21 protein-coding genes are annotated in these 22,375 nt (G+C 48.8%); 13 read left to right on the top strand and 8 right to left on the bottom strand.

Annotation, left to right across the window (positions count from 1 at the left end):
• Positions 1-6 precede the first annotated feature (6 nt).
• From L2712_RS05445 to astE, 3 genes are all read right to left on the bottom strand, one after another.
• Positions 7-984: an alpha-ketoacid dehydrogenase subunit beta gene (locus L2712_RS05445; protein WP_088904661.1), complete on the bottom strand. Its 978-nt coding sequence runs from the start codon at positions 982-984 to the stop codon at positions 7-9.
• A 3-nt stretch (positions 985-987) separates the two neighbouring features.
• The gene (locus tag L2712_RS05440; protein WP_248977133.1) at positions 988-2,166 is read right to left on the bottom strand and encodes a thiamine pyrophosphate-dependent dehydrogenase E1 component subunit alpha; all 1,179 of its coding nucleotides are present in this window, start codon (positions 2,164-2,166) and stop codon (positions 988-990) included.
• A gap of 183 nt (positions 2,167-2,349) precedes the next feature.
• Positions 2,350-3,378, bottom strand: coding sequence for a succinylglutamate desuccinylase (gene astE / locus L2712_RS05435; protein ID WP_283104773.1), 1,029 nt, complete (start codon positions 3,376-3,378; stop codon positions 2,350-2,352).
• Between the two features lie 279 nt (positions 3,379-3,657).
• Here astE and msrA point away from each other — a divergent pair, with 279 nt between their 5' ends.
• Positions 3,658-4,137: a peptide-methionine (S)-S-oxide reductase MsrA gene (gene msrA / locus L2712_RS05430; protein ID WP_088904663.1), complete on the top strand. Its 480-nt coding sequence runs from the start codon at positions 3,658-3,660 to the stop codon at positions 4,135-4,137.
• Positions 4,138-4,230: 93 nt separating this feature from the next.
• On the opposite strand, the gene L2712_RS05425 is transcribed toward msrA, so the two are convergent.
• From L2712_RS05425 to seqA, 3 genes are all read right to left on the bottom strand, one after another.
• The gene (locus L2712_RS05425) at positions 4,231-4,608 is read right to left on the bottom strand and encodes a Fis family transcriptional regulator (RefSeq protein ID WP_248977131.1); all 378 of its coding nucleotides are present in this window, start codon (positions 4,606-4,608) and stop codon (positions 4,231-4,233) included.
• Positions 4,609-4,694: 86 nt separating this feature from the next.
• Positions 4,695-6,353, bottom strand: a complete 1,659-nt coding sequence (gene pgm / locus L2712_RS05420) for a phosphoglucomutase (alpha-D-glucose-1,6-bisphosphate-dependent) (RefSeq protein WP_248977130.1) — start codon at positions 6,351-6,353, stop codon at positions 4,695-4,697.
• Between the two features lie 44 nt (positions 6,354-6,397).
• Entirely contained in the window at positions 6,398-6,943 is a 546-nt protein-coding gene (seqA, locus tag L2712_RS05415; RefSeq protein WP_248977129.1) for a replication initiation negative regulator SeqA, read from the bottom strand.
• A gap of 276 nt (positions 6,944-7,219) precedes the next feature.
• Here seqA and L2712_RS05410 point away from each other — a divergent pair, with 276 nt between their 5' ends.
• The 9 genes from L2712_RS05410 to L2712_RS05370 all read left to right on the top strand — a co-directional run bounded on the left by L2712_RS05410 (position 7,220) and on the right by L2712_RS05370 (position 14,623).
• Positions 7,220-7,993, top strand: coding sequence for an alpha/beta fold hydrolase (locus L2712_RS05410; RefSeq protein ID WP_248977393.1), 774 nt, complete (start codon positions 7,220-7,222; stop codon positions 7,991-7,993).
• An 81-nt stretch (positions 7,994-8,074) separates the two neighbouring features.
• The gene (locus L2712_RS05405) at positions 8,075-8,296 is read left to right on the top strand and encodes a DUF2788 domain-containing protein (RefSeq protein ID WP_033538429.1); all 222 of its coding nucleotides are present in this window, start codon (positions 8,075-8,077) and stop codon (positions 8,294-8,296) included.
• An 11-nt stretch (positions 8,297-8,307) separates the two neighbouring features.
• Entirely contained in the window at positions 8,308-8,580 is a 273-nt protein-coding gene (gene ybfE / locus L2712_RS05400; protein WP_248977128.1) for a LexA regulated protein, read from the top strand.
• A gap of 50 nt (positions 8,581-8,630) precedes the next feature.
• The gene (fldA, locus tag L2712_RS05395; RefSeq protein WP_033538427.1) at positions 8,631-9,158 is read left to right on the top strand and encodes a flavodoxin FldA; all 528 of its coding nucleotides are present in this window, start codon (positions 8,631-8,633) and stop codon (positions 9,156-9,158) included.
• Between the two features lie 118 nt (positions 9,159-9,276).
• A complete protein-coding gene (gene earP, locus L2712_RS05390) occupies positions 9,277-10,446 on the top strand; it encodes an elongation factor P maturation arginine rhamnosyltransferase EarP (RefSeq protein WP_248977127.1) in 1,170 nt (389 codons plus the stop codon).
• Between the two features lie 47 nt (positions 10,447-10,493).
• A complete protein-coding gene (gene efp, locus L2712_RS05385; protein ID WP_033538425.1) occupies positions 10,494-11,054 on the top strand; it encodes an elongation factor P in 561 nt (186 codons plus the stop codon).
• A 282-nt stretch (positions 11,055-11,336) separates the two neighbouring features.
• On the top strand, positions 11,337-12,551 hold the full coding sequence (locus L2712_RS05380; RefSeq protein WP_248977126.1) for a pyridoxal phosphate-dependent aminotransferase: 1,215 nt from the start codon (positions 11,337-11,339) through the stop codon (positions 12,549-12,551).
• Positions 12,552-12,678: 127 nt separating this feature from the next.
• Positions 12,679-13,266 (top strand): 5'-deoxynucleotidase, encoded by a 588-nt coding sequence (yfbR, locus tag L2712_RS05375; RefSeq protein ID WP_033538423.1) that lies wholly within the window; start codon positions 12,679-12,681, stop codon positions 13,264-13,266.
• A gap of 31 nt (positions 13,267-13,297) precedes the next feature.
• Positions 13,298-14,623 carry an anti-phage deoxyguanosine triphosphatase gene (locus L2712_RS05370; protein ID WP_248977125.1) on the top strand — a complete coding sequence of 442 codons (1,326 nt, stop codon included), beginning with the start codon at positions 13,298-13,300 and terminating at the stop codon, positions 14,621-14,623.
• A 68-nt stretch (positions 14,624-14,691) separates the two neighbouring features.
• On the opposite strand, the gene L2712_RS05365 is transcribed toward L2712_RS05370, so the two are convergent.
• Positions 14,692-15,327 carry a YchE family NAAT transporter gene (locus L2712_RS05365; protein WP_033538462.1) on the bottom strand — a complete coding sequence of 212 codons (636 nt, stop codon included), beginning with the start codon at positions 15,325-15,327 and terminating at the stop codon, positions 14,692-14,694.
• Positions 15,328-15,647: 320 nt separating this feature from the next.
• Here L2712_RS05365 and adhE point away from each other — a divergent pair, with 320 nt between their 5' ends.
• From adhE to L2712_RS05350, 3 genes are all read left to right on the top strand, one after another.
• Positions 15,648-18,266: a bifunctional acetaldehyde-CoA/alcohol dehydrogenase gene (gene adhE / locus L2712_RS05360; RefSeq protein ID WP_248977124.1), complete on the top strand. Its 2,619-nt coding sequence runs from the start codon at positions 15,648-15,650 to the stop codon at positions 18,264-18,266.
• 206 nt (positions 18,267-18,472) lie between these two features.
• Complete coding sequence (locus tag L2712_RS05355; protein WP_248977123.1) at positions 18,473-19,111, top strand: 2OG-Fe(II) oxygenase; 639 nt, start codon at positions 18,473-18,475, stop codon at positions 19,109-19,111.
• Between the two features lie 483 nt (positions 19,112-19,594).
• On the top strand, positions 19,595-20,053 hold the full coding sequence (locus L2712_RS05350; protein WP_248977122.1) for a hypothetical protein: 459 nt from the start codon (positions 19,595-19,597) through the stop codon (positions 20,051-20,053).
• Between the two features lie 122 nt (positions 20,054-20,175).
• Here L2712_RS05350 and L2712_RS05345 read toward each other — a convergent pair whose 3' ends face one another.
• Complete coding sequence (locus L2712_RS05345) at positions 20,176-22,236, bottom strand: dipeptidyl-peptidase 5 (protein WP_088904672.1); 2,061 nt, start codon at positions 22,234-22,236, stop codon at positions 20,176-20,178.
• Positions 22,237-22,375: the final 139 nt, after the last annotated feature.

Here is a 22,375-nt window from a genome sequence, read left to right as displayed (position 1 = left end):
GGGCTCCTAGTATTTCATCGATGCTTTGATCGCTTCAAAGGTCTTGAGCGCATCAGGCATATATTCTTTTTCATGGATCAGCGGATATGGCGTGTCTAAACCACACACACGACTAATGGGTGATTCAAGGTAGAGGAAACACTCCTGCTGAATGGTAGCGGCGATCTCGCCCGCAAAACCACCGGTCAATGGCGCCTCATGGTTGATCACCAAACGTCCAGTCTTCTTCACCGACTCAGCAACCGTATCGACATCCCATGGTGCAAGAGTACGCAGGTCAATCACCTCGCAAGAGATCCCTTTCTTAGCCGCCATCTTAGCCGCTTCTTCGACGATCTCCATCTGTGCGCCCCAGGCCAGTACGGTAATATCTGTACCTTCCTGAACCACTTCCGCCTTGCCTAACTCAATTTCATAGGCTTCATCTGGCACCTCGCCGACACTGGCGCGGTAGAGACGCTTAGGTTCAAAGAAGACCACAGGGTTTTTATCGCGAATGGAAGCTAATAGCAGCCCTTTGGCTTGATACGCGTTGCGCGGCACAACCACCTTTAGACCCGGTGTCTGAGTAAAATAGGCCTCTGGTGACTGAGAGTGGTAGTGACCACCGGCGATCCCACCACCATATGGGGTACGGTAGGTGATGCCACCCACATCGAACTCATTACCACTACGGTATCTGAACTTAGCCGACTCGTTCACTATCTGGTCGAACGCTGGGAAGATGTAATCGGCAAACTGGATCTCGGCAATCGCCGTCATACCATTTGATGCTAGACCATTGGCAAAACCGGCAATGCCCTGCTCGGTCAGCGGCGTGTTAAAGCAGCGATCGCGACCAAACTTCTCTTGTAATCCTGAGGTGGCTCGAAAAACGCCACCAAAATGGCCCACGTCTTCACCAAAGATAACCGCCTTATCGTCAGTCTCCATCGCGATGGTCAAGGCATCGTTGATGGCTTGTAACATATTAATCTTGGCCACGATTTAATCTCTCCCTGCACTGCGTGGATAGGAATCAGGATATTTCTTGATGTGCTGCTTAAGCTCGCTCAGTTGCTGCTTCAGTCTCGGCGTAGGCTCATCCAACACATCTTCGATGATCTCCTCGATACGTGGCGCTGGTAGTTTTTCGGCCACCTTCACCGCTGCTAATACCTCTTCACGGTATTTCTCGTACAGCATCACATCATCGCTCTCGGCGAGCCAGCCTTTGTTGATCAACCACAACTTGAAACGCTTCACCGGATCGTGTTGCTGCCACTTAGCCTCTTCATCTTTTGAGCGATACCCAGATGGATCGTCAGATGATGAGTGAGCGCCCAGGCGATAGGTCATGGCTTCAATCAGTACTGGCTTGTTATTTTCCAGCGCATAGGCTCTCGCCTGCTGAGTCGCAGCCAATACGGCAAGCATATCGTTACCGTCCACGCGTATAGTATGCATGCCATAGCCCACACCGCGGCTAGCGATACCATTACCGGCAAACTGCTCGTTAGTAGGGGTCGAGATTGCATAGCCATTGTTACGGCAAAAGAAGATGGTGGGCGAGTTAAGCACCGCCGCCATGTTTAAACCGGCATGAAAATCGCCTTCCGAGGCTGCACCTTCGCCAAAATAGCAGATGGCAACATTGCGCTTGCCCTGCATCTTGAGGCTATAACCCACACCCGTTGCTTGAGGGATCTGTGTGGCCAGCGGCGATGAGATAGTCTGGTAATTAAGCGCTTCACTACCATAGTGAATAGGCATTTGGCGCCCTTTACCCAGGTCTTTCTCATTGCTGAACATCTGGTTCATAAACTGTTCGGTGGTAAAACCACGGTAGCGGATGGCGGCATGCTCACGATACTGAGCCAAGATCACATCGTCTTGCTCTAAGGCGGCGACACTGCCAACCACGGCGGCTTCTTCCCCGGTGCAGGTCATATAGAAGCTGATCCGTCCCTGACGTTGCGCGGCTAACATCCGCTCGTCTAACACCCGTGTAAACACACAGGTATCATAAATTTTGGCAGCCAAAGCCTGATCGATCACAGGTAACACAGCATTTTCGAAGGTGGTACCATCGGCTTGGAGGATCTTCAAGATCGGGATCGATAATGAGTCCTTATCGAGAAAACTGACGCGATGGACAGTCTCTGTATTGCTCGTTGCGTTGCTCATACTATTCTCTTATCAGCTGAGTATTCTTGTTATCTGACTGTGAACACCCTAAGTTGTCCACTATTCTCTTTTATGACGCGGCCTTAAAATTACGTTAACGTAAACTACCTAGCAAGTTAAAGCCTCCTTGTGCTGTCAACTAGCTAGCTTGCCTTATGTATCGCTAGCTTTACAAGCCGTACACTAAACCACGCGATAATCTTTTGCTGGCACTAAACACAGCACAGTACGCTGACCAACGGGTACATTGGCGTTAGGGAAAACGATAGACTCGGCGTCTGCCTCGACCTTAATCTCAGTCCCTCCCTCTTTTGCTAATATATAACCCTTTGGAAAAGCAGTAAAATTCTCTACATCACCCGAAAAGGTAAAACTAAAATCATCAAAATGCTTGTTGATTGAACGATTCACCTGATACAGATTCACCTGGCTTTCATCAAACTCGCCAAGCTCTAACGCCTTGCCCGTCACCAGGCGAGTAAGCATCTCTTTCACCTCAATAAAGCGAGTCATATCATTCTGACCAAATGGCATAACCTTGCCCAGCTCAATTGTAAAGGCGTGGGCCTGATAACCGTGGGCAGAAAAATAGCTAAAGGTGGTCGTCGGCTCGTGATGAAACAACACAGTTTTAATGCCGCAGGCGGCCAGAAACATGATCTGTTCACCGCTATAGGGCTTCCCATGGGGATAAGGATAGATGGCAAACTTCTCATGCTTAGAAGCGCGAATCGCGGTATGCAGATCGTAGTGGTAACGACTGCCGTCCTCGGGACCTGCATTAAAGAAGCGGTCCACATACTGCTCCAGTTGTTTCGCGCGTTCACGCTCCTGATTGACTAGGCCTTCGCCTCTAGAATGTGCGCCGCTAAACAGGCGGTTGAGATTCTCTTCAACAAAACGTGTACCGTTTAGAATGGCTGGCGGATTACCGATTAAGAACAACACCCGGTGGCGGGTGATAAGTTTTTCTGACAGGAGCGCTGTGATCAGTTGATCACACAGCTCGATAGGTGCCGTTTCGTTGCCATGAACTGCTGATGAAAGCACGATACTCTTGGTATCTGCATTAAGTTCAGTTAGCGGCTCAAACAGTATCACCCCTGTATCCCATACCGAGACTTGGGTGTGTTGCCCTAAGCAAAACTCAAAGGGGGCATTAAGGCCATGTGGGTTGTCTAGGGTCAGTTGCAAAAAGTCTTTCGACAACATCAGGGTGTCTTGCACAGAAAACTCCTTTATTGCATCGCCGTGCCAGGTCACTTAAGTGGCCAAGTTAGCGGGGCGACTCCTTGGATTTATTAGCATTATTATCAACTGGCAAGCATAGTATCACTTAAGGGCGCCATCGGCCACGCGCGCCAATGCCAGCAACAAGATTTTCCTGGTTGCATTCGTTAATCAGATAATACAGAATAAGGCCGTCTAGCCATCTAAACGTTTAAACGGATACGCGAGATGGACACAGGTTTAATCAATAAGAGGTCATACATGGCACTAGCAACATTTGGCGCAGGCTGTTTCTGGGGTGTTGAGTATTTTTTCAAGCAAATAGACGGCGTTATTTCCGCCACCTGTGGCTATATGGGTGGTAAGGACAGCGCCACAAGCTATAAAGAAGTCAAAACCGGCACCACAGGCCATGCCGAGGTGGTCCAGGTAGAGTTTGATGAGACTAAGGTGAGCTTTGATGATCTGCTCGCCGTCTTTTGGAGCAACCACAATCCCACCACTTTGAATATGCAGGGCGGTGATATTGGCAGCCAATACCGCAGCGCGATCTTCTTCCACGATAAGATTCAAAAGGAGCAGGCAGAGGCTTCTAAACTTGCTCTGGCTCGCAGTGGCAAGTGGGGATTAAGGCCAATCGTGACCGAGATAGTGCCCGTGCAAACTTTCCACAAGGCCGAAGAGTATCATCAGAACTATCTGGAAAAGAATGATCTACCTAGCTGTCACCTAACCTATTAAGCAAGCTAGCCGAACTTTCTCAGGAGTCAGCACACAAAAACTGAGCGTTTAACTGAGCGTTTAACTGAGCGTTTAATTTAGACGCTCAGTTTTTTATTTTAAGCGTTTCGCCCAATGACCAGGGCCTTTACTAACGCATGCCTCTTCAGTATCAAGCTGTAACACACTGTCCAATTGCTTGGATGAAAGCTTTAGACCGCTTATACCATTTAAACCACTTAGACCGCTTAGACCGCTTAGGGCATCCGCTAGCATTACTTTGAGTTGTGCCTCTTGGCCAGCAGCCTTAAATTCCGCTAATGACGCTTTACTATCAAATACGCAGATAACCTTTAAGCTCGATGGAAAACGACCATAGTCAACCTGATGCGTTAGCCACTGAAATCCAGCAAAGCACTCCTTAGCCTCGACACACATCTGAGTCAACTGCTCACGAAGTGCCTTATCCCGTTTCTTATCGGTTTTCGTCATGCTGCTCCTCTTTATAACGACAAAAGCCAGTGAAACACTGGCTTTACCGGGGCTAAATTCAATACAGGCTATATTTTTAATACAGCCTAAGTTGATAGCAAGTGCTCTATCATCTGCTGCGCCTGTGCTAATACGCTTTCAAGATGATCGTCGCTAACAAAACTCTCACCATAAAGCTTAAACAGGGCTTCTGTCCCCGATGGCCGCGCGGCAAACCAGGCGTTAGCGGTCACAACTTTCAAGCCGCCAATGGCTGCGCCATTACCTGGTGCGTGAGTTAGCACCTGCAGGATCTCATCATTTGCTAAGGTTGGGCTACCAAGATGCTCAGCCGTCACTCCTTCGGCGACCAATTGATTAAACTTGGCCTTACGCTTTGGTTTAACGGGTGAATCGATACGCTTATAAAAGCTTTCACCATGGCGTTCAACCATCTCAGCGTAGAGCTGCGCAGGTGTGTTACCAGTTACCGCCAGGATCTCCGCTGACAGCAATGCCAAGATAAAACCATCTTTATCGGTACACCAGCTGCCACCATCACGGCGTAAAAAAGCGGCGCCGGCACTCTCTTCGCCGCCAAAGGCGAAACTGCCCTCGGCAAGACCGTCAACAAACCATTTAAAGCCCACAGGCACTTCACACAAACTGCGAGACTGCTCAATGCATACCTTATCTATCATGGCGCTGGAGACCAGTGTCTTACCTATCTTAAGGTCGGCCGACCATTGCGGGCGATGAGACAATAGATATTCGATCGCCACCGCCAGATAGTGATTTGGGTTCATCAGCCCGCTACCCGGACAAACGATACCGTGTCTGTCGTAATCTGGGTCGTTACCGACGCAGATATCAAACTCATCCTGATGAGCTAGTAGCCCTGCCATCGCATAGGGTGATGAGCAATCCATGCGGATCTTGCCATCCTTATCCAGCGGCATAAATCCAAAGGTGGGATCGATACGATCATTGACTAAAGTAATATCCAGACCATACAGCTCTGCAATCTTGGCCCAGTAATGGATACCTGACCCGCCTAAGGGGTCGACCCCGATACGAATACCAGCATTTTTAATGGCCTGCATATCGATCACTTGCTCGAGATCCTTGACATAAGCAGCCATGAGATCCCGTGCTTCGATAAGGCTTGTGTTAATCGCAACCGAATAAGCCAGTCGCTTCACCCCTTCGAGCTGTTTTGCCAAATAGTCATTGGCACGCTTCTCAACCCAAGCTGTGATCTGACCTTCTGCCGGGCCACCGTGGGGCGGATTGTACTTGATTCCCCCATCCTGAGGTGGATTATGGGAAGGTGTGATAATCAGACCGTCGGTGAGCTCTGCCCCCTGTTCTCTGTTAGCCGCAATGATGGCATGCGACACTACAGGCGTTGGCGTATATTCATCATCTTTTGCGACAATCACTTTTACACCATTGGCCGTCAGCACCTCAAGTGCTGTGACATAAGCCGCTTGGGACAGCGCGTGGGTATCGATGCCCACTATCATAGGCCCGCAAATACCGGCATCGAGTCGATAATCGACCACCGCCTGGACGATGGCCAAGATATGCTTTTCGTTGAAACTCTTATTAAAGGCACAACCTCTGTGACCCGAGGTGCCAAATGTGACCTTTTGTGTATCTTTGGTCACATCCGGTGAGAGCCGATAGTAGTGGCTCATCAGTTTAGGAATATTAACCAAGTCCCTTTGTTGTGCCGCCTTACCGGCTCGCTCATGTAGCGCCAAAATGTACTCCTAAGTATCGGATAAATTGAGCTTTAGTGTGTCACCTAAATATGACCAATAATGGTTTCAATCTGTTTTTCTTGCACCCCAAACTGTCCTAACACTTCCCTCAATATGGTGCGCTTCTTGGCGGTATTATTGTTGGTAGTCACCCAAAAGCCGCTGTTACCAATCTCTTTTGGATTCGCCGACTTACTGGCCTTAAGCAATGACTCTTTTGAGGTAGCAAAATAGAGACGATCGCGCCCCTGGATCTGCAGCACCTGGTCAAACTGATTAGGCGTCACTTTATAGATTGCCTCTAAGGTAAACAGGAAACGACCCACTGCGCCCTTTTGCTGCGCCAGTGCCGCCTTATCTAACAAGCTATCGGCATCGAGCGCTGCGACCTGCTGTGATTGTTGCTGTGATTGGGTTGCCACCTCTTTATCCAGACCCGGCTGGCTGATCTGGCTGGGCGCCTCCATGGCAACTGTCTCTACGTCTAGGCCGAGTAAGCGTCGCAGGATCTCTGAAGCACTCTCTCCTATGCGCTCAGTCTTGCTGGCAATATGGCGATATAGCTCTTCATCAATCTCAATATATTTCATGACTAGAATCTTCCTTAGACTGTAAAGGTAATTAGGTTATTGTTAGCGCGCCGCGATCCGGATCCACTCATGCCAGATCCGTTCAAGTGTATGCTATCTTTCCCACAGGAATAAAGACCGATCGCATTAAAAATCCACAACTTGGTTACAAGATCAATAAATTAGCCGTTAAGTGAACAAAATCCCAGCAGAGAATTGCCAGCGCCTGGGTTAGTACTGTCATTTAGCCGAGTTTACAGGCACAATTTGCCCAAGATCACTGATGTTGTTAACGCCATGACCAGCTTAAATTACACCCAATCGGGGCAAGGTAGCCCGGTTATTCTTATCCACGGACTCTTTGGTAACCTAGACAACCTAAAAACCTTAGGCAACTCACTAGATGGTTATCAGGTGATACGTATTGATGTGCCTAACCATGGCCTTAGCCCTCACTGGCCGAACATGGATTACCCCATGGTCGCCGAGGCATTAGTTGGCCTGATGGATGAACTCGAACTCGAAAAGGCGCACCTTGTTGGTCACTCAATGGGCGGTAAGATTGCCATGGCAACCGCCCTGCTTTATGCCGATCGCGTAAAGAGTCTGGTTGCCGCTGACATCTCACCGGTAGCCTATCAGCCTAGACATCAAACGGTATTTGAAGGACTGAGTCACATCAATCTCAGCTCGCTGAGTAATCGTGCTGAGGCCCAAAAGCTACTACTTGATGCTGGCATTGACGAAGGCACGGCACTGTTTTTACTTAAAAACTTAGCCAAAAACGATCAAGGATTTATCTGGAAAATGAATCTTGCCGGGCTTAAGACTAGCTACCCTCATCTAATAGGCTGGCCATTACCCATGAGCGAGCACCAATACTCTGGCCCTAGCCTATGTATTCGCGGCGCCGACTCAGATTACGTCACGTCAGCCCATCGCCAGGCATTTGTCTCTCAGTTTCCTAAGATACAGTCAAAGACATTGGCTGGCACAGGTCATTGGTTACACGCACAAAAGCCAGCGATTTTCAATCATATCGTTGCCGAGTTTATTGCACAAAATGACTAAATCTTGTCTGTAAAGCGTGTAGCAGATAACGCTTAACTATGGTATATTCGCGCCTCTTTTTTTAGCCTGAGGGAACGCAGCATGTTATCTCAGTACATGGAACAGATAGAAGCCGTTGGCTTAAACCTGTTCTTTGCAGCGATATTCTTCTTTATAGGTATGGCAATTCATGACGTGCTCAAACAGGGAAATGTCCCTAAATTTGGCCGTTATATTGTTTGGTTAGTATTATTTCTCGGCTGTGCCGGGTTTGTAGCTAAGGGCTTGATCCAACTCTCTTGGGAGAGCTCAGGCATAGGTTAAATGAACATTCGATGGCAAAAGAATCTTCAGATAGAACAACGATAGACCTGTTTGCTACGGAAAAACGCAGAGGACGTCCTCGCAGTAATCCACTCCCCAGAGAGCAACAACTAAAGGTCAACAAACGAAATCAGATCCAGCGCGACCGTGCGGCCGGATTAAAACGAATAGAGTTAAAGGTGTCACAAGATTTGTATGACGCCTTGAATGAAAAGGCTTTGGCCAGTAACATCAGCCGCAGCCAATTAATCGAATCGATACTGCTTAAGCAGATTACACGCTGATCTTAACTGGTATTGAAACAAACATTAGTGAACTAGATAAAGGAAAGACAATGGCAACTGTAGGTCTTTTTTTCGGCAGTGATACGGGTAATACCGAAGCCGTCGCCAAGATGATCCAGAAGAAGCTGGGTAAGAAGATGGTCGACGTCAAGGATATCGCCAAGAGTACCAAAGAACAGATCGCAGAATATGATCTGCTGCTATTCGGTATCCCTACCTGGTATTACGGTGAAGCCCAATGTGATTGGGATGATTTCTTCCCTGAATTAGAGCAGATTGATTTCGACGGTAAACTGGTCGCTATCTTTGGTTGTGGTGATCAGGAAGATTATGCCGAGTATTTCCTCGATGCCATGGGCATGGTCAACGAGATCGTCGAAGCGCGCGGTGCCGTTGTTATCGGTCACTGGCCAACAGACGGCTACGACTTCGAAGCCTCTAAAGGTCTTGCCGACGACAAACACTTCGTCGGTCTGGGAATTGACGAAGACCGTCAACCCGAGCTCACCGAAGAGCGTGTCGATGCGTGGGTTAAACAGATCTACGAAGAGATGTGCCTTGCAGAGCTGGAAGACTAACTTCCCGGCCTGAACAGCATAAAAAGCGGCTAACAGCCGCTTTTTTTAGCTCTACGCCAGATTCATCCAAACTTGCTCGTGACGTCCACGATATAAACTGAGATCAGCCAAGTTTTCCATGTCAAATCAAGACCACCACAGCCACTGGGATATTTTTTGCGCCGTCGTCGATAACTATGGCGATATTGGAGTCACCTGGCGCTTGGCGAAACAGCTCGCCAAAGAATACGGACTTGAGATCCGCCTTTGGGTCGATGACCTTGCAAGCTTTGCGCATATCTTACCAAAGCTTGATCCCAACTGCCCTAACCAATCCTTCGAAGGCGTGTGCATCAAACATTGGGATGAGCCGTTAAGTTTAGCCTATGTCCCTGGCAAAGTGCTTATCGAAGCTTTTGCCTGTGAGCTGCCTGCAAAGGTCATAAACAGTATCACAGCCCTGCACCAAGGTGGCGGTAAGGTTCCTGTCTGGCTCAACCTAGAGTACCTCAGCGCCGAAGATTGGGTCGAAGGTTGTCATGGGCTGCCCTCTTTGCAGCGTAGCGGCCTTAAAAAACATTTTTATTTCCCCGGCTTTACCCACAAAACAGGCGGTCTCATCTGCGAAGCCGATCTTTTGAACAAGCGTGAGCACTGGCAGACCACTAATCAACGACTTGATTACTTTAACCAGTTAGGGCTTAGGGGCATAAATATTGATGATACTGTCATAAGCCTCTTTAGTTATGAAACGCCAAGCCTTGAGACGCTTTGTCAGCTTTGGCGCACTGGCGAGCAAAAAGTGCACCTGTTAGTCCCCTTGGGTAGAAGCCTAAACAGCCTAAAAACGTTAATCGGTGATACGGCGGCTTGCCAGCCTGGTGAGCAATTTACCCTAGATAAGCTAACGGTACACATTCTGCCGATGACAGATCAGCAAGGCTACGATAGATTGCTATGGAGCTGCGATTTTAATATTGTCCGCGGCGAAGACTCTTTCCTCCGGGCACAATGGGCGGCTCGCCCCTTTATCTGGCACATCTATCCCCAGGAAGAAGACTATCATCTGATAAAATTAGAAGCCTTTATGGCACTTTATTGTCATAATCTGGCCCCAGAAATTGCAAAGGCCTGGAAAATGCTCAATCTAGGCTTTAACCAAGGTGCCCAGGAAGAGCTCGTTCCCCTGTGGCAACACGTGACTAACGCCCACCCGGCCTTGACGCAACACGCGCAAAACTGGCCGAGTGATGCATTAAATGATGCAGATCTTGCAACACGACTAGTTCAATTCGTCAAAAATAGCTAAGATACTGCGTTGAAATAGAAACACCCTAAAATATAGGAAATAGAGAAATGAAAACTGCTCATGAAATCCGTCCTGGAAACGTGATCATGTTAGATGGCAGCCCATGGGTTGTTCAAAAAACTGAAACAACTCGTTCAGGCCGTAACGCGGCTATCGTTAAGATGAAACTGAAGAACCTACTTCAAGACTCATCTACCGAAACCACCTTTAAGGGTGAAGACAAGATGGAAGATATCATTCTAGACCGTCTTGATTGTACCTATTCATACTTTGCCGATCCTATGTATGTTTTCATGGATGCTGAATACAACCAGTATGACGTTGAAGCTGACAACCTGGGCGATGCAGCGGCTTATATCGTTGATGGTATGGAAGAGCAGTGCCAGGTTACCTTCTATGAAGGTAAAGCTATCTCTGTTGAGCTACCAACAACTGTAGTACGCGAAGTGACTTACACTGAGCCTTCGGCTCGTGGCGACACCTCTGGTAAAGTGATGAAGCCTGCAACAATTGCTGGCGGCGCAACGCTGAGTGTTGCTGACTTCGTTAAGACTGGCGATCTAATTGAGATCGACACTCGTACACACGAATTCAAGAAACGCGCTTAAACAAGCCGTTAACTTAATCATAAAAGCCAGCGTTAATCGCTGGCTTTTTTATACCTTTATGCCACCAAACCAGTATTTACCACCTATGAAAACCACCCTGACAGAGTAAAACACCAAATAGCAATTTAACAAGTTAGCCACACAGAACATTCCTCTAAAAATATTTCCAAAATTGCGCGAAAGCCCCTTTTAAACAATACTTTTTTTCGTTATTGTTCGATAACTTACGAGCTTTGAAATAATCAGCTTTTCTTTTTGCATACTGGCAATCACGAGGTTTCGATGCGCCCTATCATTAAATCCAACAAACTCGATACCGTCTGTTATGACATCCGAGGCCCGGTTCATAAAGAGGCAAGGCGCCTTGAAGATGAAGGACATCGCATCCTTAAGCTCAATATCGGTAACCCGGCCCCCTTTGGTTTCGAGGCCCCGGAAGAGATAGTACGTGACGTCATCCTTAACCTACCCAGCGCACAGGGCTACAGCGAGTCTAAAGGGCTGTTCTCCGCCCGAAAGGCGATTGTGCAGCATTACCAGAGCCGAGGACTATTTGGTGTCGACATCGAAGATATCTACATAGGTAACGGCGTATCCGAGCTTATTGTGATGGCGATGCAAGGTCTGCTCAACACTGATGATGAGGTACTGGTGCCCTCTCCTGACTATCCTCTGTGGACGGCGGCGGTGCATCTCTCTGGTGGCAAGGCGCAACATTATCGCTGTGACGAAGAGTCAGACTGGTTTCCCGATCTTGACGATATTAAATCCAAGATCAGCAGCCGCACCCGTGGCATAGTGCTCATCAACCCGAACAACCCCACCGGCGCTGTGTATTCGCGAGAGTTGCTGCTGGAGATCATCGAGCTGTGTCGCCAACATGACATCATTTTGTTTGCCGATGAGATCTACGACAAGATCTTGTATGACGACGCGGTGCATATCCCCGCAGCCACACTGTCAGACGATATTTTAACAGTAACCTTCAATGGTTTGTCTAAATCCTATCGCGCAGCAGGTTTTCGTGTAGGCTGGATGATGCTCTCGGGTAACCTCAAGGCAGCCAAGAGTTATATCGAAGGCTTAGACATGCTGGCATCTATGCGTCTGTGTTCTAACGTGCCTAATCAGCATGCCATTCAGACCGCCCTTGGGGGCTATCAAAGCATTAATGAACTGGTCGCCCCTGAAGGCAGATTGACCGTTCAGCGCGACACCTGTTATGAACTGCTCAATCAGATCCCAGGGGTTAGCTGTAAAAAGCCCAAGGGCGCGCTATATGCTTTCCCTAAGCTTGACGCCAAGAAGTTTAATCTGCGTGATGATGAGCGCCTGGTGCTTGATCTACTTAAGGAGAAGAAAATTCTGTTGGTACAGGGCACAGCCTTTAACTGGCCGGAGCCCGACCATCTCAGGGTCGTCTTCCTCCCCCACAAAGAAGATCTGCAAAAAGCGCTGGTGGAGTTTGGTGACTTTCTTTCCAGCTATAGCCAGTAATGAATTGCCAGCAAGGCCAATAATTCAAAGCGATCTTAGGATCGCTTTTTTTATTCTTAAGGCACTGTTTCTATTTACTTGCCCTGTGTTAATGTTATCTCATCTTAGTGTCAACACGGATAGCAGTATGAGTCATTTGTTTGCCCACCTGGCCAGGATGAAATTGATCCAACGCTGGCCACTGATGTACAACGTCCGCCCTGAAAACGTTCAGGAGCACTCGCTCCAAGTCGCCATGGTCGCCCATGCCCTAGTTATCATTGCCAACAAAAAATTCGATAAGCAACTCAGTCCCGAGCGCGCCGCCACCTTGGCCATTTTCCATGATGCCAGCGAGATCCTTACTGGCGATCTCCCCACGCCCGTTAAGTACTTCAACAAGGAGATAGAAGCCGAATACAAGAAGATTGAGGCTATTGCTGAGTGCCGCTTACTGGAGATGGTGCCAGAGGAGTTTCAAGAGGATTATCGCTCGCTGCTCCTCAGCGATCAGGTCGATGAAGAGTATAAGCAGATCGTCAAATCGGCGGACACCCTCTGCGCCTACCTTAAATGCTTAGAGGAACAATCTGCCGGCAACCATGAGTTTAATACCGCCAAACGTCGCCTAACCGAATCCCTAAACCAAAACCCGGATCCGGCAGTGCGCTATTTTATCGAGACCTATATTCCAAGCTTCGAGCTCAACTTAGACGAGATCAATCGTCTGCTCTAAAGCACTTGGCTCGCTACAGAGGATACCTGCTATGACATCAGCCATCTGGCATGAAAGACGTTTAGGAGAAGATAAGCTCAGGCGCAACGATCATCGTAGTCCTTATCAGCGCGATCGCGCCCGCATTCTGCATTCGGCGGCCTTTAGACGCCTGCAAGCCAAGACCCAGGTATTGGGGGTTGGCATGAACGATTTCTACCGCACCCGCCTAACCCATTCGCTGGAAGTTTCGCAGATAGGCACAGGGATCTGCGCTCAGCTTAAGCAAAAATACCCTGAGCTTCATTCTCTGCTAGATTCCATGAGTCTGATAGAGTCCCTCTGCCTGGCCCACGATATTGGTCATCCCCCTTTTGGACATGGCGGCGAAGTGGCCCTCAACTACATGATGCGCAGCGATGGCGGCTTTGAGGGCAACGGTCAAACCTTCAGGATCCTCACGGCGCTGGAGCCCTATACTCAGCACTTTGGCATGAATCTCACCCGGCGTACCCTGCTTGGGATCCTCAAGTATCCCGCTTGTCATAGTGAGCTATTTCAGTCGCCACCCAGGCCGCAAGTCGACAGTTACCGCCAACTTAAACCTAGCCAATGGCGGCCGGTGAAAGGCATTTTCGATGAAGACAAGCCGATACTGGACTGGGTATTAGCGCCGCTGTCAGTTGAAGACAAAACGCTGTTTGTTTCGGCTCAAAGCACTGACAAGGATCAGCACAAGCGAACCCAATACAAGTCGCTGGACTGCTCGATTATGGAGATTGCCGACGACACCGCCTACGCCATTCATGATCTTGAAGATGCCATCGTCATGGGCATAGTCACAGAGGCCATGTGGCAACAAGATGTCGCCAATCAGCTCGCGCAGAGTGATGATGAATGGATAGCAAAGGAGTTCGCCACCATTGGTAGCAAGCTGTTTGCACTGGAAAACCACCTGAGAAAAGATGCAATAGGCACCCTGGTCAATGGGTTCGTTACCGCCATAGTGATAGAAGAAAATTCAGCCTTTAGTGAGCCACTGTTGCGATTTAACGCTAACCTCGAGCCGCCTTTTGCCAAGGCGTTGCATGTGCTCAAGCAGTTTGTTTACATGCGGGTTATTCGCAAGCCAGAGATCCAGATGCTGGAATACAAAGGCCAGCAGATTGTGATGGAGCTGTTTGAGGCCTTTGCGTCAGATCCTGAGCGCCTGCTGCCACTCAATACCCAGGAGCGCTGGCAACAGGTGTCCCTGCAAGGCGGCAACTGCAATAGAGTTATCGCAGACTATATTTCGGGGATGACTGACGAGTTCGCCGCCCGTCTGCACCAGCACCTCTTTAGTGCCAAAGCTGGCTCCTTGATCGACCTACAGTAACAACAAAGGCAGCGAGAAAAACAGGCATAAAAAAACGCGCTCAAGGCGCGTTTTTTATTGAATTTCTATTAGCCACCAATAAGGCTGGGGAACAAGCCCTTAAAGCCTGCTGCCATCACCTCGATACCGATAGACAGCATCAGCAGACCCATCAGACGAGTGATCACGTTGATCCCAGTCTTACCCAGTAGCTTAAAAATTACAGGCGCCATACGGAACAGGGTAAAACTGGTCAAGCCGAAGATCACTACAGTGATCGACATACCAATCAGGTCGCTAACCGTATTGTGTTGCGCCGCCGAGACAATCACTGAGCTAATGGCACCAGGCCCCGCCATCAAAGGCAATGCCAAGGGCACCACGGCAACTGACTCCATACCAGAGGCTTCCCTATCTTCCTCTTGGTTACGCTTTACTTCGCCCAGTTTACCTTGCAGCATCGACATGGCGATAATGGCGATCAGAGTACCGCCTGCAATTCTAAACGCCGATAGCGAGATACTAAACATATTGAGGATATGCTGCCCCGCAATAATGGTCACTAACAGAATCACCACCACGGCAAAGTTTGCCACCTTCCCAGTATGATTACGCTCCGCCTCAGTCTGATGACTGGTGAGACTTACAAATACGGGCAGTAGCCCAATAGGGTTAATGATCGCTACCAAACCTAGAAAAAATTTAACATAGAGTGTTAAATCCAATGTCATGTCCTCAAGTGACGCTTATAGCCGGCTAAAAAGCAGTATGGTTGAAAAACGCATACTGTACAGTATTGCTCACGTTGGGAAAAACGACATTTTCTATCACAATTCACAACTTTGAATTAATTATTCTATTTTTACCCGACTAGAATTAACCCTACCAAGTCGGTCACATCATGTTCACCATGTTATTTTATTACATTAACAGGGGGCTTTGTGGCAGGGATCACGGTTAACGCCCCTATAAAAGTGTAATTTTCCTTCATAAAGAGAATTTAGCCAAAACCGATTTTCGCTAAATTTTTTTCGAGGAACTTATTATGACAGTAAGCAACCAGCAGGAACTCGATCTACTGGTAGAGCGGGTCGCCAAGGCCCAGGCAGAGTTTGCCAACTTTAGTCAGGAACAGGTCGACAAAATATTCCGCGCCGCCGCCTTGGCAGCGGCCGATGCCCGAATCTCCCTAGCCAAGATGGCGGCTAACGAGACTGGTATGGGTGTGCTGGAAGACAAGGTGATCAAAAACCACTTCGCCTCCGAATATATCTACAACAAGTATAAGGATGACAAGACCTGTGGCATCCTAGAGGAAGACCCCACCTTCGGCACCATCACCATCGCCGAGCCTGTGGGCCTCATCTGCGGCATAGTACCCACCACCAACCCAACCTCTACCGCGATATTTAAAGCCTTGATCAGCCTTAAGACCCGCAACGGTATTATCTTCTCGCCTCACCCTAGAGCAAAAGTATCGACCACAACCGCTGCTCGCCTAGTGCTGGATGCCGCCGTCGCGGCTGGCGCGCCAAAAGATATCATTGGCTGGATAGATGAACCGAGTGTAGCCCTCTCTAATCAGTTGATGACCCATGAGAAGATCAACCTGATCCTAGCCACAGGCGGCCCAGGTATGGTGAAGGCGGCCTACTCTTCTGGTAAGCCTGCCATTGGCGTGGGTGCTGGCAACACACCAATCGTTATCGACGAAACCGCCGATATCAAGCGGGCAGTCAGCTCTATCTTAATGTCCAAGACCTTCGATAACGGTGTGGTATGCGCTTCAGAGCAGGCTGTCGTCGTAGTCGATGCCGTCTATGACGCGGTTAAAGAACGTTTCGCCAGCCACGGCGCCTATATGCTGTCAGCTAAAGAAGCCAAGGCGATGCAGAAGGTGATCCTTAAAAATGGTGCACTCAATGCAGACATCGTAGGCCAAAGCGCAGCGACCATCGCCGCCATGGCCAACATCAAGGTACCTGCCAGCACTAAAGTATTGATTGGTCAGGCAACTGAGATCAACGAAAGCGAAGCCTTTGCTCACGAGAAACTCTCTCCGCTACTGGCCATGTACCGCGCCAGCGATTTTGACGATGCGCTAGACAAAGCAGAAGCCTTAGTCACACTGGGCGGCATCGGCCATACATCTGGCCTCTATACCGATCAGGATACGCAGACAGAAAGGGTGAAAACCTTCGGCTATCGCATGAAAACAGCCCGTATTCTGATCGACACCCCAGCCTCTCAAGGTGGTATCGGCGATCTGTACAACTTTAAGTTAGCGCCTTCCCTTACACTCGGCTGTGGCTCTTGGGGCGGTAATTCCATCTCAGAAAACGTTGGCCCTAGCCATCTGATTAACAAGAAAACTGTCGCTAAGCGAGCCGAAAATATGTTGTGGCATAAACTCCCCTCTTCTATCTATTTCCGCCGCGGCAGCTTGCCCATCGCACTAGAAGAGTTAAGTGATAAGAAACGCGCCCTGATCGTGACAGACAAGTATCTGTTCAACAACGGCTACTGTGATGAAACCATTAAGATCCTAAAGTCTCAGGGATTGGAAACCGAAGTCTTTTACGAGGTAGAGGCCGATCCGACGCTGGCCATCGTTAATCAAGGCGCTAGCGTCGCAAAGAGCTTCCAGCCCGATGTGATCATCGCCCTCGGCGGTGGGTCGCCAATGGATGCGGCCAAGATCATCTGGGTAATGTATGAACACCCCGATGTCGACTTTGCCGATCTGGCGTTGCGCTTCATGGATATTCGTAAGCGTATCTACAAGTTTCCAAAACTGGGTAAGAAAGCCAAGATGGTAGCAATCCCCACTACCTCAGGCACAGGCTCAGAGGTAACGCCGTTCGCGGTCGTGACCGACGAGCAAACCGGTATGAAGTATCCGATTGCCGACTATGAGTTAACACCTAACATGGCGATCGTCGACCCTAACCTGGTGATGGATATGCCAAAGTCCCTTACTGCCTTCGGCGGTATCGATGCCATCACCCATGCACTGGAAGCCTATGTCAGCGTGATGGCCAACGAGTACAGCGATGGTCAGGCACTACAGGCGATGGACCTGCTAGTAAAACACCTGCCAGATGCTTACACTCTGGGCGCTAAGGCACCTGTCGCCCGCGAGAAAGTGCATAATGGCGCGACCATTGCGGGTATCGCCTTTGCCAACGCCTTCTTAGGGATCTGCCACTCTATGGCACACAAACTGGGCGCAGAATTCCACCTGGCACACGGATTGGCAAATGCCCTGCTGATCTCTAACGTGATCCGCTTTAACGCGACCGATCTACCGACCAAGCAAGCAGCTTTCAGTCAGTACGATCGCCCTAAAGCCCTTTGTCGTTACGCAAAGATAGCTGAACATCTCAAATTAAAAGGCGCTATTGGCGAAGGTATTAGCGATGAACAAAAAGTGGAAGCGCTGCTCGAAAAAATCGATGAACTCAAGAAGACGATTGGCATTCCGGCTTCAATTAAAGACGCCGGCGTTAACGAAGCCGACTTCCTCGCCAAACTCGACGAACTTGCCGAAGACGCCTTCGACGACCAATGTACAGGGGCCAACCCAAGATACCCATTGATCGCAGAATTAAAAGCGATCCTTATCGCTAGTTTCTACGGTAAGAAGTATCAAGATCCCGCTTAATTTCCTAGATGATTAGTCAGTGTTAAAAGGTGCTCTCAGAGCACCTTTTTTATTTATCCAGTCAGCCCACCAATAGCTGTATCCATCTGTTTTTAATTGAATAAAGTCATACGAAAAGCTTTTTATCTTAACCACAAAAATTATTAGTTAGCCAGACTGTCAGCATAGGGATATAAGGCTTCACCCCTTATTAAGATCTCACGCCGTTGACTACACAATTAGATTTATCCCTAGACGACACCCTATTTGCCGACATCTGCGACCAGCTCGCCACCCAAGGCTATGTGGTGCTGCATAACCTCTTGCCTCAGCCCGTGTTACAAGCCCTATTGGACGGCATCACTGCGCTTTCTCAGGAAGACTTTAAAGCCGCCGCCATTGGTCGTCTGCAAGAGCAACAGGTCATAGAGTCGATTCGCCGGGATAAGATCTGTTGGCTCAATGAATCAATGGACTTTACGCAAGACTATTTCGCCTGGTCAGAGCAACTACGCCTGGCAGTTAACCGTTATCTCTACCTGGGTCTGTTCGATCAAGAAGCTATGCTCGCCTATTACGCTCCCGGCGCTTTCTATAAACGTCATCTCGATGCGTTTCGCGGCCAGACCAACCGTAGGCTCACCAGCATTCTTTATCTCAACCCCGACTGGCAACCGAGCCACGGTGGTGAACTCCTGATGTATCAAGGAGACGAAACCGAACCTTTCCAAGTAGTCGAGCCAAGATTTGGCACCATGGTGATCTTCTTAAGCGAACTCTTCCCTCACGAGGTCTCACTGTCACACCACGACAGATACAGCCTCACTTCCTGGTACCGCATCAACGACGGCATGCCCGGACATTAAAGATGAAGGCCAGAGTAAGTACTCTTGCTTGGCCTGATTGACTTATTGATATCTCAGCTATGAATAACGACGCTGATTAAGCCGGCGTCGTTATCACAAACCGATACCTGAAAAGCAAAGCTCGCAGATTTTTGGGATTAGTGAACAGCTAATAAGTCATGCTGCGTTAAGCAGCTCAATGCAACACCACGTCTAAGCACTTAATCCATAAATGGCAAAACATGCTCGTCATTAAAAAGGGTAAACATGCACTCGCCTGGTTAACCTGACGCCTCAGACACTCTGCCCATTCAGCGACGAGTAGCATTTTGTAATAAGCTGCGGTTTTAGTTGTAAAAGGTGTAACACAACTGTAGTTTTTCAATTTATAGACTCAATCTAAAGGACAGATTTAATCGGGAGAGCGCCACTTTTTATGCCTGTTCTTCTCTGCTCAAGATTGACCCGAATCGGGAACGCTGTAAATTTTAAGGATGATTATTGATGAGTTACCTAAGATTATTGCTACTCAGTGCGTGTATCGCGACCTGTTACTACGCCTTAACCATTGCTGCTATCGGTATCGCCGCGGCTCGTAAGGTGTTTTGGTGGCTTGAGTGGAACAACAACTTCGACTTTTATCATATTGGGCAAAATTTCATTGGCATTGGTTTGGCGGCGTTGATCCCTGCCTACCTGATCTCTACCTATGAACCCGCTAGAAAGTGGTTTGCCATTGGGCTTGTTATCGTCCTTTCCATGATGCTGCACGGTAATATCAATGCAGCACCTTGGGATCCCATGGGCTTTGTTAGGTTTATTGAGCAAACACTATTTTTCGGTGATATAGGTTCAATAGGGATATTCACTGAAATCCTATTATTGCCCATCTTGTGGTTGATTATTTTCGAGCATTTTTCAAGCTCAGTCACAGCGCCAAGTACCCGTCATAGCTCGACCTAAAAGAGTAAACACATTTCAGGACGAGACAGTCACACACAAAAAAGCCAGAACTCAGTTCTGGCTTTTTATTTCTATGATCGGGTGACTAAAATATCACCCGCTCTTTGAAGACACTGACGAAACTACTTTTCTGTCCAGCGATCCATCCAACCTAGCACGTTGGCATACCATTGCTCTAGGTTATCTGGGTTAAGGATCCAGTGGTTCTCATCCGGGTAGATAAGCAGTTCAGATGGAATGCCCTTACGCTGCATGAAGCTAAATGCGGCAAGACCTTGACCGTAAGGCACACGGAAGTCCTTCTCACCATGGATAACCAGCATAGGTGTCTGCCAGTTATCGACATAGTTAACTGGGTTAAACTTCTCGAACAGCTCCTTGTTGTCCTGGTACGTACCGCCAAATTCAAATTCTGGGAACCAGAGTTCTTCGGTCACATAGTACATAGAGCGCATGTCGAACAGACCCGCATGGTTCACCAGACACTTGAAGCCGTCGTTCCAGTTACCTTGGATCCAGTTCATCATGTAGCCACCGTATGAACCGCCCAGAGCACAGGCACGATCGCCGTCAAGCCACTTCTGCTGCGCCGTTACCGCTGCTAGGCCTTTCTGCAGATCTTCTAGTGGCTTGCCGCCCCAATCCTTAGAGATAGAGTCGGTAAAGGCCTGGCCGTAACCGGTTGAGCCGTGGAAGTCGATCATCACCACGCCGTATCCGGCACCAGCCCATAGCTGAGCGTTCCAGCGGCTGCTGAACGAGTTACCGAATGAGCCTTGTGGACCACCGTGTACCAGGAAGGCAACAGGATACTTCTTGCCTTGCTTGTAGTTAGCCGGTTTTATCCAGTAACCGTAAACTTCTTCGTTGTTCCAACCCTTGAAGCTGAACTGCTCAAACTCACCAAACTTGATCTTGGCTAGGTTGTCCTTGTTCACTTCGGTCAGACGATTTAGGTTTTGACCGTCGAGAGACATGGTATAAAGATCGCCCGGCTCAACCAAACTCTTATGGTTGAAGACAATCTTGTCGCCAGTCACACCAAGAATGCTGTTGCTGCCATCGTTGTTGAGCGTCTTCACATCGCCAAACTGGGTGTTAATTTCGAAGATACTGACCTGACCCACATCTTGAGCTGTTACATACAGCGTGCGGTTGTCGGCGCCGAATGTCAGCGAGCTTGGGCTGCGATCCCAAAGCGGTGCGACTTCTTTCTCTTGACCTGTAACTGTGTCACGTAGCATGACGCGGTAACGATCCGCCTCGAAGCCCGGCTTGGTCATGGCAAGATAAGCCAAGTAACGGCCATCGGCCGAGAAAGTAGGCTGCGCATCCCACGCCTTGTTGCTCTCGGTCAGGTTTTTTGCCTCACCACCGAGCACTGACACCTGCCATAGGTCATAGTTGGTTTCCCATGCCTGTGATTTGCTTGGCGCCTTGGCGCTATAAACCACATACTTACCGTCTGGGGTAAAGGTCACTTCTTCCATACCCGAAAATGGCAGTGGCGGAGTTTCGGTATCCAGCCCCTTGGTGACATCTACCGCATCCTTAATGATTGTACCGTTAAGCTGGGCAACAAACAGATGGCTGCGAGTGTGATCGCTCCAGGTATCCCAGTGGCGTACCATCAACTGCTTGTATTCGCGGCCGGTAGATTTACGCTCGGCTTCATTATCGCGCTTGTCTGCGGTGCACTTTAAGGTGTCACACTCAGGGTAGACACGCATGTTCATCACAACTTGAGCGCCATCTTGAGATAACTTAAAGCCTTCAACATCCAGCGGCAGATTAGAGATCTTGACCGCTTCACCACCATCGAGTGCCAACTCATACAGCTGTGAACTGCCATCGCGCGCGGCTAGGAAGTAGATCTTCTTATCATCTGCGCTAAAGGCCACGCTATGCTCTGTACCCTTTGCCGAGGTCAGACGTTTTACTTTGCCTTCACCGCTTAGTGACTGAAGATAAAGGTCAGATTGTGCTTCACCTTTATCATCAAATTTTTTGACTGCATAGACGATTTTTGTGCCGTCGTTAGACAAAGCACTGGAATGCAGTTTATTCATTTTAACAAGATGTTGTACCTTGAAAGGCTCTTGAGTAGCGGCATGAGCGCCAGAGACCAGTCCGGCAGCCGCCAAGGCAAGTATGATTGCAGTTTTTTTCATTGTTATTGTCATCTTTGTGGTTGAACGGCAAGGCGAACACGCCTAAGCCCAAAAAGTATCACCTAAAATATCGCAACAGACACTAAACAAAAATGGGGGTTTAAGCAAGTCGCCTGACTCACCTAAAACCCACCCATTCTTCATGCTTTAC

The organism is Shewanella marisflavi (genome assembly GCF_023283925.1).
GTDB lineage: Bacteria > Pseudomonadota > Gammaproteobacteria > Enterobacterales > Shewanellaceae > Shewanella > Shewanella marisflavi.
The sequence above is the reverse complement of the archived record's forward strand: the minus strand, read 5'-3'. Positions and strand labels throughout refer to the sequence as shown.

Excerpts from the sequence above, each read along its gene's own strand:
- L2712_RS05440 (WP_248977133.1), bottom strand. The coding sequence starts at position 2,166 with ATGAGCAACGCAACGAGCAATACAGAGACTGTCCATCGCGTCAGTTTT.
- astE (WP_283104773.1), bottom strand. The coding sequence starts at position 3,378 with ATGTTGTCGAAAGACTTTTTGCAACTGACCCTAGACAACCCACATGGC.
- msrA (WP_088904663.1), top strand. The coding sequence starts at position 3,658 with ATGGCACTAGCAACATTTGGCGCAGGCTGTTTCTGGGGTGTTGAGTAT.
- L2712_RS05425 (WP_248977131.1), bottom strand. The coding sequence starts at position 4,608 with ATGACGAAAACCGATAAGAAACGGGATAAGGCACTTCGTGAGCAGTTG.
- seqA (WP_248977129.1), bottom strand. The coding sequence starts at position 6,943 with ATGAAATATATTGAGATTGATGAAGAGCTATATCGCCATATTGCCAGC.
- L2712_RS05410 (WP_248977393.1), top strand. The coding sequence starts at position 7,220 with ATGACCAGCTTAAATTACACCCAATCGGGGCAAGGTAGCCCGGTTATT.
- L2712_RS05405 (WP_033538429.1), top strand. The coding sequence starts at position 8,075 with ATGTTATCTCAGTACATGGAACAGATAGAAGCCGTTGGCTTAAACCTG.
- ybfE (WP_248977128.1), top strand. The coding sequence starts at position 8,308 with ATGGCAAAAGAATCTTCAGATAGAACAACGATAGACCTGTTTGCTACG.
- fldA (WP_033538427.1), top strand. The coding sequence starts at position 8,631 with ATGGCAACTGTAGGTCTTTTTTTCGGCAGTGATACGGGTAATACCGAA.
- earP (WP_248977127.1), top strand. The coding sequence starts at position 9,277 with ATGTCAAATCAAGACCACCACAGCCACTGGGATATTTTTTGCGCCGTC.
- efp (WP_033538425.1), top strand. The coding sequence starts at position 10,494 with ATGAAAACTGCTCATGAAATCCGTCCTGGAAACGTGATCATGTTAGAT.
- L2712_RS05380 (WP_248977126.1), top strand. The coding sequence starts at position 11,337 with ATGCGCCCTATCATTAAATCCAACAAACTCGATACCGTCTGTTATGAC.
- yfbR (WP_033538423.1), top strand. The coding sequence starts at position 12,679 with ATGAGTCATTTGTTTGCCCACCTGGCCAGGATGAAATTGATCCAACGC.
- L2712_RS05370 (WP_248977125.1), top strand. The coding sequence starts at position 13,298 with ATGACATCAGCCATCTGGCATGAAAGACGTTTAGGAGAAGATAAGCTC.
- adhE (WP_248977124.1), top strand. The coding sequence starts at position 15,648 with ATGACAGTAAGCAACCAGCAGGAACTCGATCTACTGGTAGAGCGGGTC.
- L2712_RS05350 (WP_248977122.1), top strand. The coding sequence starts at position 19,595 with ATGAGTTACCTAAGATTATTGCTACTCAGTGCGTGTATCGCGACCTGT.
- L2712_RS05345 (WP_088904672.1), bottom strand. The coding sequence starts at position 22,236 with ATGACAATAACAATGAAAAAAACTGCAATCATACTTGCCTTGGCGGCT.